At 71.2% G+C, this 15,761-nt stretch carries 14 protein-coding genes; 4 read left to right on the plus strand and 10 right to left on the minus strand.

Going from position 1 to position 15,761, the window contains the following annotated elements; all coding sequences use genetic code 11:
* The first annotated feature begins 25 nt into the window (after positions 1-25).
* A complete protein-coding gene (locus ABT123_RS15390) occupies positions 26-763 on the plus strand; it encodes a carbonic anhydrase (protein ID WP_351313605.1) in 738 nt (245 codons plus the stop codon).
* On the opposite strand, the gene ABT123_RS15395 is transcribed toward ABT123_RS15390, so the two are convergent.
* Complete coding sequence (locus ABT123_RS15395) at positions 714-2,249, minus strand: CehA/McbA family metallohydrolase (protein WP_351313608.1); 1,536 nt, start codon at positions 2,247-2,249, stop codon at positions 714-716. The two genes, ABT123_RS15390 and ABT123_RS15395, sit on opposite strands and share 50 nt — an antisense overlap.
* A 308-nt stretch (positions 2,250-2,557) precedes the next feature.
* Positions 2,558-3,484, minus strand: coding sequence for a LysR family transcriptional regulator (locus tag ABT123_RS15400; protein WP_351313611.1), 927 nt, complete (start codon positions 3,482-3,484; stop codon positions 2,558-2,560).
* 100 nt (positions 3,485-3,584) lie between these two features.
* Here ABT123_RS15400 and ABT123_RS15405 point away from each other — a divergent pair, with 100 nt between their 5' ends.
* From ABT123_RS15405 to ABT123_RS15415, 3 genes are all read left to right on the plus strand, one after another.
* On the plus strand, positions 3,585-4,892 hold the full coding sequence (locus tag ABT123_RS15405) for an MFS transporter (protein WP_351313613.1): 1,308 nt from the start codon (positions 3,585-3,587) through the stop codon (positions 4,890-4,892).
* Between the two features lie 137 nt (positions 4,893-5,029).
* Positions 5,030-5,713: a L,D-transpeptidase family protein gene (locus tag ABT123_RS15410; RefSeq protein WP_502970966.1), complete on the plus strand. Its 684-nt coding sequence runs from the start codon at positions 5,030-5,032 to the stop codon at positions 5,711-5,713.
* 83 nt (positions 5,714-5,796) lie between these two features.
* Entirely contained in the window at positions 5,797-6,786 is a 990-nt protein-coding gene (locus ABT123_RS15415) for a sigma-70 family RNA polymerase sigma factor (RefSeq protein WP_351313616.1), read from the plus strand.
* On the opposite strand, the gene ABT123_RS15420 is transcribed toward ABT123_RS15415, so the two are convergent.
* From ABT123_RS15420 to ABT123_RS15455, 8 genes are all read right to left on the minus strand, one after another.
* Positions 6,697-7,041: a hypothetical protein gene (locus tag ABT123_RS15420; RefSeq protein WP_351313619.1), complete on the minus strand. Its 345-nt coding sequence runs from the start codon at positions 7,039-7,041 to the stop codon at positions 6,697-6,699. The genes ABT123_RS15415 and ABT123_RS15420 overlap by 90 nt on opposite strands.
* A gap of 75 nt (positions 7,042-7,116) precedes the next feature.
* Complete coding sequence (locus ABT123_RS15425) at positions 7,117-8,394, minus strand: thymidine phosphorylase (protein WP_351313621.1); 1,278 nt, start codon at positions 8,392-8,394, stop codon at positions 7,117-7,119.
* A gap of 110 nt (positions 8,395-8,504) precedes the next feature.
* Positions 8,505-8,894: a cytidine deaminase gene (locus tag ABT123_RS15430; protein WP_351313905.1), complete on the minus strand. Its 390-nt coding sequence runs from the start codon at positions 8,892-8,894 to the stop codon at positions 8,505-8,507.
* A 5-nt stretch (positions 8,895-8,899) separates the two neighbouring features.
* Entirely contained in the window at positions 8,900-10,156 is a 1,257-nt protein-coding gene (locus tag ABT123_RS15435; RefSeq protein ID WP_351313624.1) for an ABC transporter permease, read from the minus strand.
* The gene (locus ABT123_RS15440) at positions 10,153-11,268 is read right to left on the minus strand and encodes an ABC transporter permease (protein ID WP_351313627.1); all 1,116 of its coding nucleotides are present in this window, start codon (positions 11,266-11,268) and stop codon (positions 10,153-10,155) included. The genes ABT123_RS15435 and ABT123_RS15440 overlap by 4 nt, the downstream gene beginning before the upstream one ends.
* On the minus strand, positions 11,265-12,983 hold the full coding sequence (locus ABT123_RS15445) for an ABC transporter ATP-binding protein (RefSeq protein ID WP_502970967.1): 1,719 nt from the start codon (positions 12,981-12,983) through the stop codon (positions 11,265-11,267). The genes ABT123_RS15440 and ABT123_RS15445 overlap by 4 nt, the downstream gene beginning before the upstream one ends.
* A gap of 124 nt (positions 12,984-13,107) precedes the next feature.
* A complete protein-coding gene (locus tag ABT123_RS15450; RefSeq protein WP_351313630.1) occupies positions 13,108-14,160 on the minus strand; it encodes a BMP family lipoprotein in 1,053 nt (350 codons plus the stop codon).
* Positions 14,161-14,390: 230 nt separating this feature from the next.
* Positions 14,391-15,635: an amidohydrolase gene (locus tag ABT123_RS15455; RefSeq protein ID WP_351313911.1), complete on the minus strand. Its 1,245-nt coding sequence runs from the start codon at positions 15,633-15,635 to the stop codon at positions 14,391-14,393.
* Positions 15,636-15,761 lie beyond the last annotated feature (126 nt).

Below are 15,761 nucleotides of genomic sequence, written 5' to 3' on the forward strand. Positions count from 1 at the left end.
CCTGATGTGCCTAGCTTCTCGGTGTATGACGGCGGATGCGGAACGGCGGCGCGGGCTGGTACGAGCGGCACTCACCGGTGCGGCGGGGCTGGCCGCCGGGCTGGCGGCCGGGTCCCATACGCCCTCGGCCCGGGCCGGGACGGCCATCCTCAAGGAGCGGCCCACCACCCCGGACGCTGCGCTGCGGGAACTCGCGGCGGGCAACCGCCGTTGGCGGCTGCTGCACGAGCGGCATCCGGACGAGGCCCGTACGGTGCGCCGGGCGCTGGTCGGCGGGCAGCACCCGTTCGCGGTGGTCCTCGGCTGCGTCGACTCCCGGGTCCCCCCGGAACTGGTCTTCGACCAGGGCCTGGGCGATCTGCTGACCGTACGGTCGGCGGGCGAGGTACTGGACGAGGCGGTCCTCGGCAGCATCGCGTACGGGGTCCTGGAGCTCGGCATTCCGCTGATCGTGGTCCTCGGGCACCAGTCCTGCGGAGCCGTCGCCGCCGCCGTCCACGCCGACGAGGGCGGCACCCGGCTGCCGGCCCACATGCAGTACCTGGTCGACCAGATCCGGCCGGCCATCGACCACAGGCTGCAGGGGGCCGCCCGGGTGGAGGCGGCCATCGACGCGAACGTGCTGCGGGTCCGGTCGCTGCTGGCGGCGGAGCCCGAGCTGGCGGCCAGGATCGCCACCGGCCGACTGTCCGTCATCGGCGCCCGCTACGAACTCACCGATCAGCGCGTCCATCCGACGCACCCAGCCGGATCGGGTTGGTGAAGGCGGCCAGGGCCCCCGGCAGGGGCGGGGCGACGGCGGGGTGGCGGACCTCGGCCCGGACGTAGGCCGAGCGGGCCGGGGTCGTGCGCCACTCCAGCGACTCGGCGGCGGCCGGGACCGTGTGGACCAGGCCCTGGTCGGTGACCAGCCGCAGCTCGCAGCCCGGTGCGCCGGTCACCGCCAGCTGCACCAGTACCTCGGTGTCCGGCGGGCACGACAGCCGCTCGCCGATGCCGGCGTGGCCGCCGCGCGGGGTCACCGCGGTGAAGGAGAGGGAGACGGCGGCGGATTCCGCGGCGTAGGCGCGGCCGGCGCGCAGGCCCGCCAGGATCGCGTCCCGGGTCAGGTCCTCGGCCAGGACCACCGTCTGCGGGGTGCCGATCCGGTCCGGGTCGCGGTGGTAGTCGCTGCCCGCGAGCGCGGGCAGCGGCCGGTGGCCGCCACCGCCGCGCAGCAGGGCGTCCCAGGAGGCGAGGGAGACCTCGTCGTCGGGGGTGTAGGGGCCGTTCCAGACTTCGACCGCGTCCGCGTCGGCGAAGCCGAACTTCCAGCTGCAGCCGAGGCAGGTGGCGTGCGGGTGGGCCGGTACGACCAGGCCGCCCGCGTCGCGGACGGTCCGCGCGAACCGGCCGAACCGGTTGTCCCGGGCCCGGTAGCGCCAGTCGACGAAGGTGCCGGGATCGGTGCCGACGGCCAGGACGTGGCCGGTCCGGGTGGTGACCTCCTCGCCGGTGAGGACCAGCAGGTCGGGGCCGGCCGACGGGCCCCAGGCCGCGTGCGCGGAGGTGGTGTTGTGCTCGGCGGAGTTGATGAAGTCCAGGCCGGCCGCGCGGGCGAGGGCGGCGATCTCGGCCGGGGTGCGGCGCCCGTCGGAGTGCACGGAGTGGACGTGGCAGTCGCCCCGGTACCAGGCGCGGCCCCGGCCGCGGGCGCGCAGCGGTGGGTAGGAGGGGGTGGCGGCGGCGGCCGGGGCGGGCTCGCCGTACTCCAGGGTTGCTGTGATCTCGTACGGGAGGCCGGCGGGGGCCACCGTGTACGGGCCGAGGGCGAGGTGCCAGCGGCCGGGGGTGATGGGGCCGGGCAGGTAGCCGGGCGTGGCTTCGTCCGCGCGCAGGAAGAACTCACTGCGGGCGCCACCCGACCAGCCACGGAAGCCACGGCCGCCGAGGGCGGTGCCGTGCTGGTCGAAGATGCCGATGTCCAGGGCGTTCCCGGCGGTGCCGGGGGGCACCGGCGGCTTCTCGTAGCGGTAGGCGATCCGTATCTCGCGTATCCCGGGCGGGATGTCGAGGGGGAGATAGACGAAGTCCGGGGCACCGGGCGGGATGGTGCCACGCAGGGTGCGGGCCTCGGTCCGACCATGGCCTTGGCCTTGGCCTTGGCCTTGGCCTTGGCCTTGGCCTTGGCCGGCCGGGGCGGGCGTCAGCGGGGCGGCTGCAGCCGCAGCCGCGCCCGTGGACAGGAGGTCGCGCCTGCTGAGGGCCATGCGCCACAGGCTGGCACCGGCAGATGTCCTGACGGTGAATCAGCTGTGGAGGGCCGGCACCGTACCGGTGAGGACCCGGCGGCAGCCACCGCCTGCCCGACCGGTTCCGCCGGACTCCACCGCGGCGGCCCGCGGCGCCGAGCTCCCCGCACCGCCTGAGCGGGGCCCGGCCCCAGGTGCACCGGGCCGGGCCCGGCCGGAGCGCTGCGCGGCCGAGGCCCGGCCGGGCCGGGCCGGGGCGGGGCGGGCCGGGCCGGGGCGCGGGTGATGACTTCGCCCGGCGGCGACCCGTAACGCCGCGCCGTCCCTCACAGTTCCGGGAGCAGTCGCCCCCGGCGGGACAGGAGGAAGCGCTTGAAGGCCGCCACCGGCGGGGTGTCCGGGTGGCCGTCGAGCCAGGCGACGCCGATCTCGCGGACCGCGCGCGGGGCGGTGACGGTCAGTTCGACCACGCCCGGGCGGGCCACCGCGGGCGGCGGTAGCAGGGCCACCCCCAGCCCGGCGGCGACCAGCCCCCGCAGGGTCTCGGCCTCCTCGCCCTCGAAGGCCACCCGCGGGGTGAACCCCGCCTCGGCGCACAGGTCGTCGGTGATCCGGCGGAGCCCGTAGCCGGGTTCGAGGGTGACGAAGGTTTCCTCGGCGGCCTCCGCCAGCCGGATCCGCTTGCGGACCGCGAGCCGGTGGTCGTCCGGCACCACCAGCCGCAGCCGCTGCTCGTCGAGGCGGCGGGTGACCAGGTCGGGCGCGTCCGGCACCGGCGAGGTCAGGCACAGGTCGAGCTCCCCGGCGCGCAGCCGCTCCAGCATGGCCTCGCCGTAGTTCTGGACGAGGGAGAACCGGACCCCGGGATGGTCCACCCGGAAGGCGCGGATCAGTTCGGGGACGGTTTCCGAGCCCAGGGTGTGCAGGAAGCCGAAGGCGACCTTGCCGCCCGCCGGGTCGGCGTCCGCCTGGACGGATTCGGCGGCCCGGCCGATCTCGGCGAGCGCCCGCTCGGCGGAGGCGAGGAAGGTCCGGCCGGCGGTGGTGAGGGCGACGGTCCGGCCGATCCGGGCGAACAGCGCGACTCCCAGGTCCTGTTCGAGCCGGACGACGGCCCGGGACAGGGTGGACTGCGGAATGCCCAGCTCATGGGCGGCCCGGGTGACGTGCTCGTGCCGGGCGACCGTCACGAACCAGCTGAGGCGAGGGGCCAGCAGACGTGTCACGCTCATGTCTTGTTCGTAACGGCTCATTGACAGGCACCTCTGTGAGCTGTGCTGATGCAGGGGTGGATCGATTTTGATGATTCCATGCATTGGACGCATGAAGGGAATCAGGCCTACCGTCGCTGGTATGTCTCCCGCTCATACCGGGGCGTCCACCACCGTGGTCGCCTCTGCCTCGCCGTCCCACGAGACCGCCGCGCACCCCGAGCCGCACGAGCCCCACGCGCCTCACGAGCCCCTCTCCCCCGGCACCCCCGGCTACCGCCGGATGAGCTTCGCGCTCTTCGCCGCCGGACTGGCCACCTTCGCCCTCCTCTACTCCACGCAGGCCCTGCTGCCCGCCGTATCCGCCGGTTTCGGCGTGACCGCGGACCAGGCCAGCTGGACGGTGTCGGCGGCGACCGGCGCGCTCGCGCTGTTCGTGCTGCCGCTCAGCGCCCTGTCCGAGCGGTTCGGGCGGACCCGGATGATGATCTGGTCGATGGCGGTGGCCGTGGCGGTCGGCCTGCTGGTGCCGTTCGCGCCCAGCCTGGAGTGGCTGATCGCGCTGCGGGTGGTGCAGGGCGCGGCGATCGCCGGCATCCCGGCCTCCGCGATGGCCTACCTCGCGGAGGAGGTCAAGCCCAAGGCTCTGGTCGCGGCCATCGGCCTGTTCGTGGCGGGCAACTCGATCGGCGGCATGAGCGGTCGCGTGGTCACCGGCTGGGCCGCCGAGCTGTGGGGCTGGCGGGCGGGCCTGCTGGCCGTCGGCCTGATGTCGCTGGGCTGCGCACTGGTCTTCCTGGCACTCCTCCCCCGGGCCCGGTTCTTCCGCCCCGCCTCGCTGAACCCGCGGGCGGTGGGCCGTACCGTCGCCGGGCACCTGCGGGACCCGCTGCTGCTCCGGCTGTACGGGATCGGCGCCCTGTTCATGACCGTCTTCGGCGCGGTCTACACGGTGATCGGCTACCGGCTGGTCGAAGAGCCGTTCTCGCTCGGCCAGGGCGTGGTCGGCTCCATCTTCCTGATCTACCTGGTGGGTACGGCCGCCTCGGCGGCGGCCGGGCAGCTGGTGGCCCGGCTCGGCCGGCGCGGCGCCCTCTACCTCGCCGTCACCACCACCGCGCTCGGGCTGCTGGCCTCGCTGTCGGACTCGCTGGGCATGATCCTGGCCGGCCTGGTCCTGATCACCGCGGGCTTCTTCGCCGGGCACGCGGTGGCCTCCTCCTCGGTGAGCCGTACCGCAAAGACCGGCCGCGCGCAGGCCTCGGCGCTCTACCAGTCGGCGTACTACCTGGGTTCCAGCGCGGGCGGCACGCTGGGGGCGCTGGCCTGGCACTCCGGCGGCTGGCAGGCCACGGCCGCGCTCGCCCTGGCCGCCGTACTGGGCGTCGTCGCCATCACCCTCTACGGCTCCCGGGTGGCGCGGGCGGAGCGCCGGCTCGCCTCGGCGTAGCAGTGACTCGTACGCCTTCCGTATGAAGCGATGTACGAAGGCCCGGGCGCAACCGCGCCCGGGCCTTCGTGCGTCCCCCGGCCGACAGGCGAAGCAATACGAGGCGGGAGGCCGGCGTGATCACGATAGGCAGAACCCTGCGCACCCGAGCGGCGGTCGTCGGCGGGGCACTGGCCCTTGCGGCACCGCTGGTGGTCCTGGGGAGCGGCACCGCGCAGGCCGCGTCCTGCAACCTCACCACCGGCCCGCACCAGCGGCAGGTGGAACAGTTCCTCGGCCGCCCGGTGGACGGCAAGCAGTCCGCCGCGGACTGCAACGCGATCAAGGCGTTCCAGGCCAAGCACGGCATCACACCCACCCAGGGCTACGCGGGGCCGCTGACCTGGCGGACGATGAGCACGATGCTGGCCCAGCGGGCGGCCGGCAACAACCCCAACAAGGCCGGCAGCTGCCCCACCGACAAGGGGCGGATCGCCTGCGTCGACCTGACCCGGCAGCTGAGCTGGATCCAGGACGGCAGCAAGCTGGTCTACGGCCCGGTGGCGGTCCGCACGGGCAAGGACGGCACCGAGACCCGGACCGGCCTGAAGAAGATCTACTACCGCAGCATCAACCACTGGTCGACGATCTACAACGTCTCGATGCCGTACTCGCAGTTCTTCGACGGCGGCATCGCTTTCCATTCGACGACGAAGAGCATGTGGAACCCGCCGGGCTCCGGCGGCTGCGTGAACATGACCTCCACCGACGCCAAGGCCTACTGGAACCTCCTCACCAAGGGCGAGGACGTGTACGTCTACGGCCGCAAGCCCGGCACCTGAGCGGCGAGCGGGATTCGGGCTGCCGTTGTCAGTGCCCTCCGGTAGTTTCCGAGGTATCGGGAACTACCAGGGGGACGGCGCACATGGGTGACCTCGGCAGCCTTGCAACACCACCGGAGCTGGACTCCGCGATGGACCGGTACCGGGTCGAGCTCACCGGGTACTGCTACCGGATGCTCGGTTCGTCCTTCGACGCGGAGGACGCGGTCCAGGACACCTATATCCGGGCGTGGCGCAGTTACGACCGGTTCGAGGGGCGTTCCTCGCTGCGCTCCTGGCTGTACCGGATCGCCACCAATGTGTGCCTGGACCTGCTGAACGCGGGGAACAAGCGGGCCCGCCCGATGGACCTCACCGCTCCGCAGGCCCAGGCCTCCGCCGTGCTCAGCGAGCGGCCGGAGGTCACCTGGCTGGAGCCGGTGCCGGACGGGCGGGTGCTGCCGCAGACCGCCGACCCGGCGGAGATGGCCCTCGCCAAGGAGTCCGTGCGGCTGGCGTTCGTGGCGGCGCTCCAGCACCTGCCGGCGAAACAGCGGGCCGTGCTGATCCTGCGGGAGGTGCTGGCCTGGAAGGCGAACGAGGTCGCGGAGCTGCTGGACACCACCGTGGCCTCGGTGAACAGCGCGCTGCAGCGGGCGCGGGCCACGATGGCCGCGCACCCGCCGCGGGACAGCCGGCCGGCGGATCCGCTGGACGCGGACCAGGTGGCCCTGCTGGAGCGGTACCTGGCGGCCTTCGAGGCGTACGACATCACTTCGCTGACCGCGCTGCTGCACGAGGACGCGGTGCTGTCCATGCCGCCGTTCGACCTGTGGCTGCAGGGCCCGGCCGACATTGCCGCCTGGCACCTGAACCAGGGCATCGGCTGCAAGGGCTCGCGCCTGATCCCGACCACGGCGAACGGCCTGCCGGCCTTCGGCCAGTACCGGCCCGCGGAGGACGGTGCGGGGCACACCCCGTGGGCGCTGCAGGTGCTGGAGATATCAGCGGACGGCCGGATCGTCGGGCTCAACGCCTTCCTGGACACGGCCCGGTGGTTCCCGCTGTTCGGACTGCCGGAGCGGCTCGGCTAGCGGCTGCCGCAGTCCTACGAGGTCCAGCAGGCCGCGCAAGGGGGGCGCGGCCCGTACCCGGAAGGGGACGCCGAGGCGGCGGGCGGTGAGCGCGGCGCGGGCGAGGGCGTGCGCGGTGGCGAGGGTCGGCCGGGTGACGGCGGTCGCATCGCAGACCAGCAGCGCGGGCCCGTCCCGGCACAGGTCGCTCACGCGTGCGCACAGCTCGGCGGCGTCGGGCTCGCGGCCCTGAAGGGCCAGGGTTCTGATGTCCACACGAGGATGACCCCCGGCCCCGCCGAAACTCATCGGTGGGGCCAGGGGTCAGCTACGGGCGGGGGAAGCCGCAGGTCAGGCGATGCGGTCCAGGACGATCGGCGTGGCGGTGAAGGCCGTGCCCGCCGGGGCGATGTCGAAGGTGCCCTCCAGGGAGGCGAGCGCGTACTCGAACTTCTCCGGGGTGTCCGTGTGCAGCGTCATCAGCGGCTGGCCGGCCGTGACGGTCTCGCCCGGCTTCGCGTGCAGCTCGATGCCCGCGCCCGCCTGCACCGGGTCCTCCTTGCGCGCCCGGCCGGCGCCCAGGCGCCAGGCGCCGACGCCGACGCCGTACGCGTCCAGGCGGGTCAGGACGCCCGACTCCGGCGCGGTCACCACGTGCTGCTCGCGGGCCACCGGCAGCTTCGCGTCCGGGTCGCCGCCCTGCGCGGCGATCATGCGGCGCCACACGTCCATCGCCGAGCCGTCGGCCAGCGCCTTCGCCGGGTCCGCGTCCTTGATGCCCGCCGCGTCCAGCATCTCCTTGGCCAGCGCGATGGTCAGTTCCACCACGTCGGCCGGGCCGCCGCCGGCCAGCACCTCCACCGACTCGCGGACCTCCAGGGCGTTGCCCGCGGTGAGGCCGAGCGGGGTGGACATGTCGGTCAGCAGGGCGACCGTCTTGACCCCGCTGTCGGTGCCCAGGCCCACCATGGTGCGGGCCAGCTCGCGGGCGTCCTCGATGTTCTTCATGAAGGCGCCGGAGCCGACCTTCACGTCCAGGACCAGCGAGCCGGTGCCCTCGGCGATCTTCTTCGACATGATCGAGGAGGCGATGAGCGGGATGGCCTCGACGGTGCCGGTGACATCGCGGAGCGCGTACAGCTTCTTGTCGGCCGGGGCGAGGCCGTCACCGGCCGCGCAGATCACCGCGCCGGTGGTGTCCAGGACGTGCAGCATCTCCTCGTTGGAGAGCAGGGCCCGCCAGCCGGGGATGGACTCCAGCTTGTCCAGGGTGCCGCCGGTGTGGCCGAGGCCGCGGCCGGACAGCTGCGGCACGGCCGCGCCGCAGGCCGCGACCAGCGGGGCCAGCGGCAGGGTGATCTTGTCGCCGACGCCGCCGGTGGAGTGCTTGTCGGCGGTCGGGCGGGAGAGGGAGTCGAAGTTCATCCGCTCGCCGGAGGCGATCATCGCCGCGGTCCAGCGGGCGATCTCGGCCCGGTTCATGCCGTTGAGCAGGATGGCCATCGCCAGCGCGGACATCTGCTCGTCGGCGACGACACCGCGGGTGTACGCGTCGATGACCCAGTCGATCTGCTCGGGGCTCAGCTCGCCGCGGTCACGCTTGGTGCGGATGACGGAAATGACGTCCATGGCAGTTCATCCTTCCGGACAAGTTCGGTACGTGCGCGACTCTACGCGCGTTGAGGGGGGGGAAACGGGTGCGGCCCCCGCACGACGGTGCGGGGGCCGCGGGTGAAGCACTAGCGCAGGTGATCCGGGCCGAAGGCCTGCGGGAGCATCGCGGAGAGCGGCAGGATGCCCTCCGGGGTGTCCACCTGGAGCTCGGGGCCGCCGAACTCGAACAGCAGCTGCCGGCAGCGACCGCACGGGACGAGCAGGTTCCCCTTGCCGTCCACGCAGGTGAAGTGGGTCAGCCGGCCGCCGCCCGAGGCCTGCAGGGCGGACACCAGGCCGCACTCGGCGCACAGACCGAGCCCGTAGCTGGCGTTCTCGACGTTGCAGCCGATCACCACCCGGCCGTCGTCGACCAGGGCGGCCACCCCGACCGGGAAGCCCGAGTAGGGGGCGTACGCCCGGGACATGGCGTCCCGGGCGGCCTCCCGCAGGGCCTCCCAGTCGGGCACGGTCACAGTGGTCACTTGCCCTGGCCCTTTTGGTACGGCATGCCGTCGGCCTTGGGCATCCGCAGCCGCTGCGCGGAGAGCGCGAGCACCAGCAGGGTGGTGACGTACGGGGCCGCGTCCACGAACTGGCTGGGGATCTCGTCGATCAGCACGTAGCCGAGGAACAGCACGGCCGCGCAGACCGCCGAGATGCCCGCCTGCAGGTACTTCTTCTTGTACAGCTGCCAGCCGGCGAACAGCGCCAGCAGGATCGCGATCAGCAGCACCATGGCGAGCACGTTCTCGGCGCCGCCGCGCAGCTTGAGGCTGTCGGTGAAGCCGAACAGGCCGGCGCCCAGGGCCATACCGCCGGGCATCCAGTTACCGAAGATCATCGCGGCGAGACCGATGTAGCCGCGCCCGCCGGTCTGGCCCTCCTGGTAGATGCCGGTGGAGACGATCGCCAGGAAGGCGCCGCCGAGGCCGGCCAGGCCGCCGGAGACGATCACGGCGATGTACTTGTACTTGTAGACGTTGACGCCGAGGGACTCGGCGGCGATCGGGTTCTCACCACAGGACCGCAGCCGCAGGCCGAACGCGGTCCGCCACAGCACCCACCAGGTGCCGGGGATCAGCAGCAGCGCCACGATGGTCAGCAGCGACAGCTCGGTGACCAGGCCGCCGACGATGCCGGCGAGGTCGGAGACCAGGAACCAGTGCTTCTCCTGGATCTCCGCCAGCCAGTCGGCCCCGGGCAGGGTGATCTCTTTGATCTCGTCGATGCGCGGGGACTGCTTGGAGGAGCCGCCCTCGGCCTCGGCGAAGGTGAAGTTCGACAGGTACTGGGTGAAGCCCAGCGCCAGGATGTTCACAGCCACACCGGAGACGATGTGGTTGACGTTGAAGGTCACCGTGATGATCGCGTGCAGCAGGCCGCCGAGGGCGCCGCCGAGGATGCCCACCAGGACACCGGTCCACGGACCCCACTGGTAGCCGGCCCAGGCACCGAACCAGGTGCCCAGGATCATCATGCCTTCGAGGCCGATGTTGACCACACCCGCGCGCTCGGCCCACAGACCGCCGAGCCCGGCCAGGCCGATCGGGATGGCCAGCTCCAGGGCACCGGAGATCTGGCCGATGGAGGTCAGGTCCTCCGCGCCGGAGACGGTGCGGACCAGGGAGATCAGCACGATGCCGGCCGCGACGATCAGCAGGATCCAGGGCAGAGTGAGCTTGCGTCGGCCGCTCTTGGGCGCGGCGCTCGTGGCGGAAACGGTTTTGGTGCTCACGCCGCGACCTCCTTGTCGGTCTTGATGGCGTGGCCTGCGGCCAGTTCCTCGCCGACCTTCTGCTGCTGTCGGCGGATCCCGTAGCGGCGTACGAGCTCGTAGGAGACGACCACCGCGATCACGATCAGGCCCTTCATGATCGTGCCGATCTCCTTGGCGTAGCCGGCCGTGTCCAGGCCGGCGGACGCCTTGTCGATGAACGCGATCAGCAGGGCCGCGAAGAAGATGCCGACCGGGCTGTTGCGGCCCAGCAGCGCGATGGTGATGCCGGTGAAGCCGATGCCGAGCGGGAAGTTCAGGCTGTACGTGTGGCTCTCGCCGAGCAGGATCGGCATGCCGGCCAGGCCCGCGACGGCGCCCGAGATCAGCATCGAGGTGAGGATCATCCGCTTGGCGTCCACACCGGAGGCCTGGGCGGCGGACTCGCTGGCGCCGGTGGCGCGCAGGTCGAAGCCGAACCGGGTCCGGTTGAGGATGAACCAGTAGACGATGCCGAGCGCGAAGGCGACGAAGGTGAAGCCGTAGATCTGCCCGCTGTCACCCATGTCCACGGCCGGGAACCAGCCGGACTCGGCGATCTCGCCGGTGTTCAGGTCGTTGGAGCCGGGCGGCTGGACGCCGAAGTTCTTCGGCAGGATCATCCAGGCGATCACGCTGGTGGCGATGGCGTTGAGCATGATCGTGGAGACGACCTCGCTCACCCCGCGCTTGGCCTTCAGCACACCCGCGATACCGGCCCAGAAGGCGCCGGTCAGCATGGCGACGAGCACGATGAGCAGGATGTGCAGCGGGCCGGGCAGCGAGATGGCCGCGCCGACCACGGCGGAGACCATCGCGGCGAGCCGGTACTGGCCGTCGACACCGATGTTGAAGAGGTTCATCCGGAAGCCGATGGCCACCGCCAGCGCCGCCAGGTAGTACGTGCCGGTCTGGTTCAGGATGAGGACCTGGATGTCCTCGTAGCCGGCGTTCTCCACCATGATCCGGAGCGGGTCGATCGGGTTCACACCCGTCGCGGCCAGCACCAGCATGGTCAGCAGGAAGGCGCTGACCAGGGCCAGCGCGGGCCCGGCAATGCCGAGGAGCAGCCGGTCCTTGTCGAATTTCTTCATCGGGCCTCGTCCTCCGTCGCATCGCCGTCGGCGGAGTGATTGTCAGTGGCTTCCAGGTGCCCCGACGCCGCGCCCGTCATGGCGGTGCCCAGCTCTTCGGGGGTGATGGTCGCCGGATCGGCGTCCGCGACCAGCCGGCCGCGGTAGATGACCCGGAGCGTGTCGGACAGGCCGATCAGCTCGTCCAGGTCGGCGGAGATCAGCAGCACGGCGAGACCCTCGCGGCGGGCCTCGCGGATCGCGTCCCAGATCTGCGCCTGCGCGCCGACGTCCACACCACGGGTGGGGTGCGCGGCGATCAGGAACTTGGGGTTGTGGCTCATCTCGCGGCCGACGATCAGCTTCTGCTGGTTGCCGCCGGAGAGCGAGGCCGCGGTGACGTCGATGCCGGGCGTCCGGACGTCGTACTCGCGCACGATCCGCTCGGTGTCCTTGCGGGCGGCCTTCGGGTCGAGGATGCCGCGCTTGGAGTTGGGCGCCTCGGTGACGTGGCCGAGGATGCGGTTCTCCCACAGCGGGGACTCCAGCAGCAGGCCGTGCCGGTGCCGGTCCTCGGGGATGTAGCCGATGCCGTCGACGCGGCGCTTGCGGACCGGAGCCTTGGTGATGTCCTCGCCGTCCAGCATGATCACGCCCGCGTCGGGGGTGTTCATGCCCATCAGGGCTTCGATCAGCTCGGTCTGGCCGTTGCCCTCCACACCGGCGATGCCGAGGACCTCGCCCTTGTGGATGGTGAAGCTGACGTTGTCGAGCAGCAGTCGGCCGGCCACGGAGGGCTCGTGGAGGTTCTCGTCGCCCGGGATCAGCTCCGGAGCGGCCATGCTCTCGGGCATGGTGATCGTGCCGGAGTCGGCGAGGACCAGGTTGCGGACGGTCAGCATGGCGACGTCCGTCACCGTGGACTCGCGGGTCTCCGGGGTGGGGAGTTCGCTGCCGACCATCAGCTCGGCGAGCTGCTTGGTGGTGGCGGTCTTCGGGTCGGCGGTGCCGACGGTGGTGCCGCGGCGGATGACGGTGATGTCGTCGGCGACCTTCAGGACCTCGCCCAGCTTGTGCGAGATGAAGATGACGGTCAGGCCCTCGGCCTTGAGCTCGCGGAGGTTGTCGAAGAGCGCGTCCACTTCCTGCGGCACGAGCACGGCGGTCGGCTCGTCGAGGATGAGGATGCGGGCGCCGCGGAAGAGGACCTTGAGGATCTCCACGCGCTGCCGCTCGGCGACGCCGAGGTCCTCGACGAGGGCGTCCGGGCGGACACCGAGGCCGTACGCGTCCGAGATCTCCATGATCTTCTTGCGGGCCTTGGCACCGATGCCGTAGAGCTTCTCGCCGCCGAGAACCACGTTCTCCAGGACGGTGAGGTTGTCGGCCAGCATGAAGTGCTGGTGCACCATGCCGATACCGCGGGCGATGGCCTCACCGGGGGTATTGAAGGAGACCTGCTCCCCGTCGATGGCGATGGTTCCCTCGTCCGGCTTCTGCATGCCGTAGAGGATCTTCATCAGAGTCGACTTGCCGGCACCGTTCTCACCGATCAGGGCATGCACGGTGCCCTTGCGGACGGTGATCGCGATGTCCTTGTTGGCGACGACGCCGGGGAAGCGCTTGGTAATGCCGTGCAGTTCTACGGCGGGGGGCGGGCTGGACGCGTTGATGACGCACTCTCCTTGGCCGGAAGGAGTCGAAGGCAGGGGAGACAGGGCGGTGGGTGACGCTATCGCGTCCGCGGCATCTCTACGCGCGTAGCACTGTCAGAAAGGAAAAGATCGGCGAAGCAAAAGCGGTCCGGGGCCCGGGAGGCTGCTCTCGGCAGTCTCACCGGGCCCCGGCCCGACCGCGTCCTTACGGAGCGGTCTTGACCGTGATGGTGCCGGCGATGATGTCCTTCTTCGCCTTCTCGACGGCCGCGGTCAGCTCCGTCATCTTCTTGTACTCGGGGTTGGAGTCGGCCAGGCCGACGCCGTCCTTGTCCAGACCGTAACGGACCTCACCGGTCTGCGGCTTGCCGTCCTTGACCGACTTGATCAGGTTGAAGACCGAGTCGGAGACGTCCTTGGTGACCGAGGTCAGGATCTTGTCCTTGAACTTGGCCAGACCCGCCTGGTTGTACTGGTCGGAGTCGACACCGATGGCCCACGCACCCTTGGTGGCGGCGGCCTCGATGGCACCGGAACCGGCCAGACCGGCAGCCGAGTAGATCACGTCGGCGCCGTTGGCCAGCTGGCCCTCCGCGGCGGCCTTGCCGAGGTCGGGCTTGGCGAAACCGTCGAAGTTCGGCGGCTGGGTCAGGTACTTGCTGAGGACCTTGGCGTTCGGGTTGGTGTCCTTGACGCCCTGAGTGAAGCCCGCCTCGAACTTCTTGATCAGCGGAACCTCGACACCGCCGATGAAGCCGACCGTGCCGGTCTTGGAGGCCTTGGCGGCGGCGACGCCGGCCAGGTAGGAGCCCTGCTCCTCGTTGAAGACCATGTTGGCGACGTTCGCGCCGGTCACCGAGGTGTCGTCGATGATGCCGAAGGTGGTCTTCGGGAACTTCGGCGCGACCTTCTTGATGGCCGGGGCGTAGGCGAAGCCGACACCGATGACCGGGTTCGAGCCGTTGCGGGCCAGCTCGGTGAGGCGCTGGACCTTGTCGGCCTCGGACTCACCCTCGGTCGGCTCGGCCTCCTTGCCCTTGATCTTCAGGTCCTTTTCGGCCATCTGAAGACCCGCGTAGGCGGCGTCGTTGAACGACTGGTCGCCACGGCCGCCGATGTCGTACGCGATGGCAGCGGTGGCTTCCTTCGAGTCCGAAGACCCGGTGTCCCCGGACTGCTTGCCACCACACGCGGTGGCGGAGAGTGCGAGGGCCGCAGACGCAATGCCCACGGTTGCGATCCTGGTGATGCGGCGCAAGGGGAGGCTCCTTCAAAACCTGACCGAAGCGCCACGACCGGCGCTGGTTTTGCCGCGATCGTAACGCGCGTAGATGTCAGTTAAAGGCCCGTTCATGAGTCGTTATCGGATCGTCGCGAACCGGACAGTGACCGAACGGTGACGCCGGACATGCGCCGCCCAGGTGTACCAAGGGCTGGACACGTCCGGCAGCCGACGCGCCGATGTTGTACAGAGCTTTGTGCGGATCTTTACCCGAGCGGCCTCGCACGGTGCCCGTCGAGCAGTGCGGCGGCGGTGAAGAACTCCACGCCGACAGTGATCGCGGACTCGTCCACGTCGAAGTCCCCGCGGTGCAGGTCCCGCTTGGCGGTGTCCCCCGGGGTGCGGACCCCGAGGCGGGCCATGGCACCGGGGACGTGCTCCAGGTACCAGGAGAAGTCCTCGCCGCCCAGGCTCTGCTCGGTGTCCTCGATCGAGTCGGCGCCGTTGCGGGCCGCCATCGCCTCCCGGAGCAGCTCGGTGACCACCGGGTCGTTGACCACCGGCGGCACTCCGCGCACATGGTTGATCTCGAACTTGGCCCCGTGCATGGTGGCGACCTCGTCGATCGCCGCATGGATCTGGTCCGGCGCCTCGTGCCAGGCGTTCAGGTCCAGGCAGCGCACGGTTCCGGACAGCTCCGCGTGCATCGGGATGACATTGCAGGCGTGCCCGGCCTCGATCCGGCCCCAGGTGACGGACATGCCCGCGCGGGCGTCCATCCGGCGGGCCAGCAGGGCCGGCACGTCGATGGCCACCCGGGCCGCGGCCGTCACCAGGTCGGTGGTCAGGTGCGGCCGGGCGGTGTGGCCGCCGGCCCCGTTGAGGTTGACCTCCAGCCGGTCGCAGGCCGAGGTGATCGGGCCGACCCGCAGGCCGATCCGCCCGGCGTCCACCCGCGGATCGCAGTGCACCGCGATGATCTTCCCTACGCCGTCCAGCACTCCGGACTCGATCGCCTCGGTGGCGCCGCCCGGCAGCACCTCCTCGGCGGGCTGGAACAGCAGCCGGACCGGCCGGGGCAGCAGTCCCTGCCGGTCCAGCTCGGCCAGCACCAGGCCGGCACCGAGCACCGCGGCGGTGTGCACGTCGTGCCCGCAGGCGTGGGCCCGGTCGGGGACGGTGGACCGGTACGGAGCGTGGGTCTTCGCATCGGGAATGGGCAGGGCGTCGATGTCCGCGCGCAGGGCCAGCATGGGCCGTAGGCCGTCCCAGCTGCCCACGTCACAGATCAAGCCGGTACCGGAATCCAGCACCCGTGGCCGGAGGCCGGCTTTCTCCAGCCGTGCCTTGATCACGGCGGTGGTCCGGAACTCCTGGTGACCGAGCTCGGGGTGCATGTGCAAGTCCCGGCGGAACGCGATCAGTTCGGTGCGCAGGTGTTCCGGGAGTTTGCCGGGCAGCTCGGGCTGGGCGGGCTCTCCGGGCATGGCGGTCTGGGACTCGCGGGACATCAACTGGTTCACCTGTTGAAGGTTAGGCGCACCCAACCGCCAACTGGGTGGAGATCAGCAAAAGTTCAACCCGTTCGTGGAAGAAATCCCGTCCTCCGGACGCATGACCTCGTATGGCCGGGGGTA

This window comes from Streptomyces sp. NPDC002054 (assembly GCF_040296685.1).
Classification (GTDB): Bacteria; Actinomycetota; Actinomycetes; order Streptomycetales; family Streptomycetaceae; genus Streptomyces.

Bases quoted from the DNA above. Each gene is read 5' to 3' on its own strand.
- ABT123_RS15390 (WP_351313605.1), top strand. From the start codon at position 26: ATGACGGCGGATGCGGAACGGCGGCGCGGGCTGGTACGAGCGGCACTC.
- ABT123_RS15395 (WP_351313608.1), bottom strand. From the start codon at position 2,249: ATGGCCCTCAGCAGGCGCGACCTCCTGTCCACGGGCGCGGCTGCGGCT.
- ABT123_RS15400 (WP_351313611.1), bottom strand. From the start codon at position 3,484: ATGAGCCGTTACGAACAAGACATGAGCGTGACACGTCTGCTGGCCCCT.
- ABT123_RS15405 (WP_351313613.1), top strand. From the start codon at position 3,585: ATGTCTCCCGCTCATACCGGGGCGTCCACCACCGTGGTCGCCTCTGCC.
- ABT123_RS15415 (WP_351313616.1), top strand. From the start codon at position 5,797: ATGGGTGACCTCGGCAGCCTTGCAACACCACCGGAGCTGGACTCCGCG.
- ABT123_RS15425 (WP_351313621.1), bottom strand. From the start codon at position 8,394: ATGGACGTCATTTCCGTCATCCGCACCAAGCGTGACCGCGGCGAGCTG.
- ABT123_RS15440 (WP_351313627.1), bottom strand. From the start codon at position 11,268: ATGAAGAAATTCGACAAGGACCGGCTGCTCCTCGGCATTGCCGGGCCC.
- ABT123_RS15455 (WP_351313911.1), bottom strand. From the start codon at position 15,635: ATGTCCCGCGAGTCCCAGACCGCCATGCCCGGAGAGCCCGCCCAGCCC.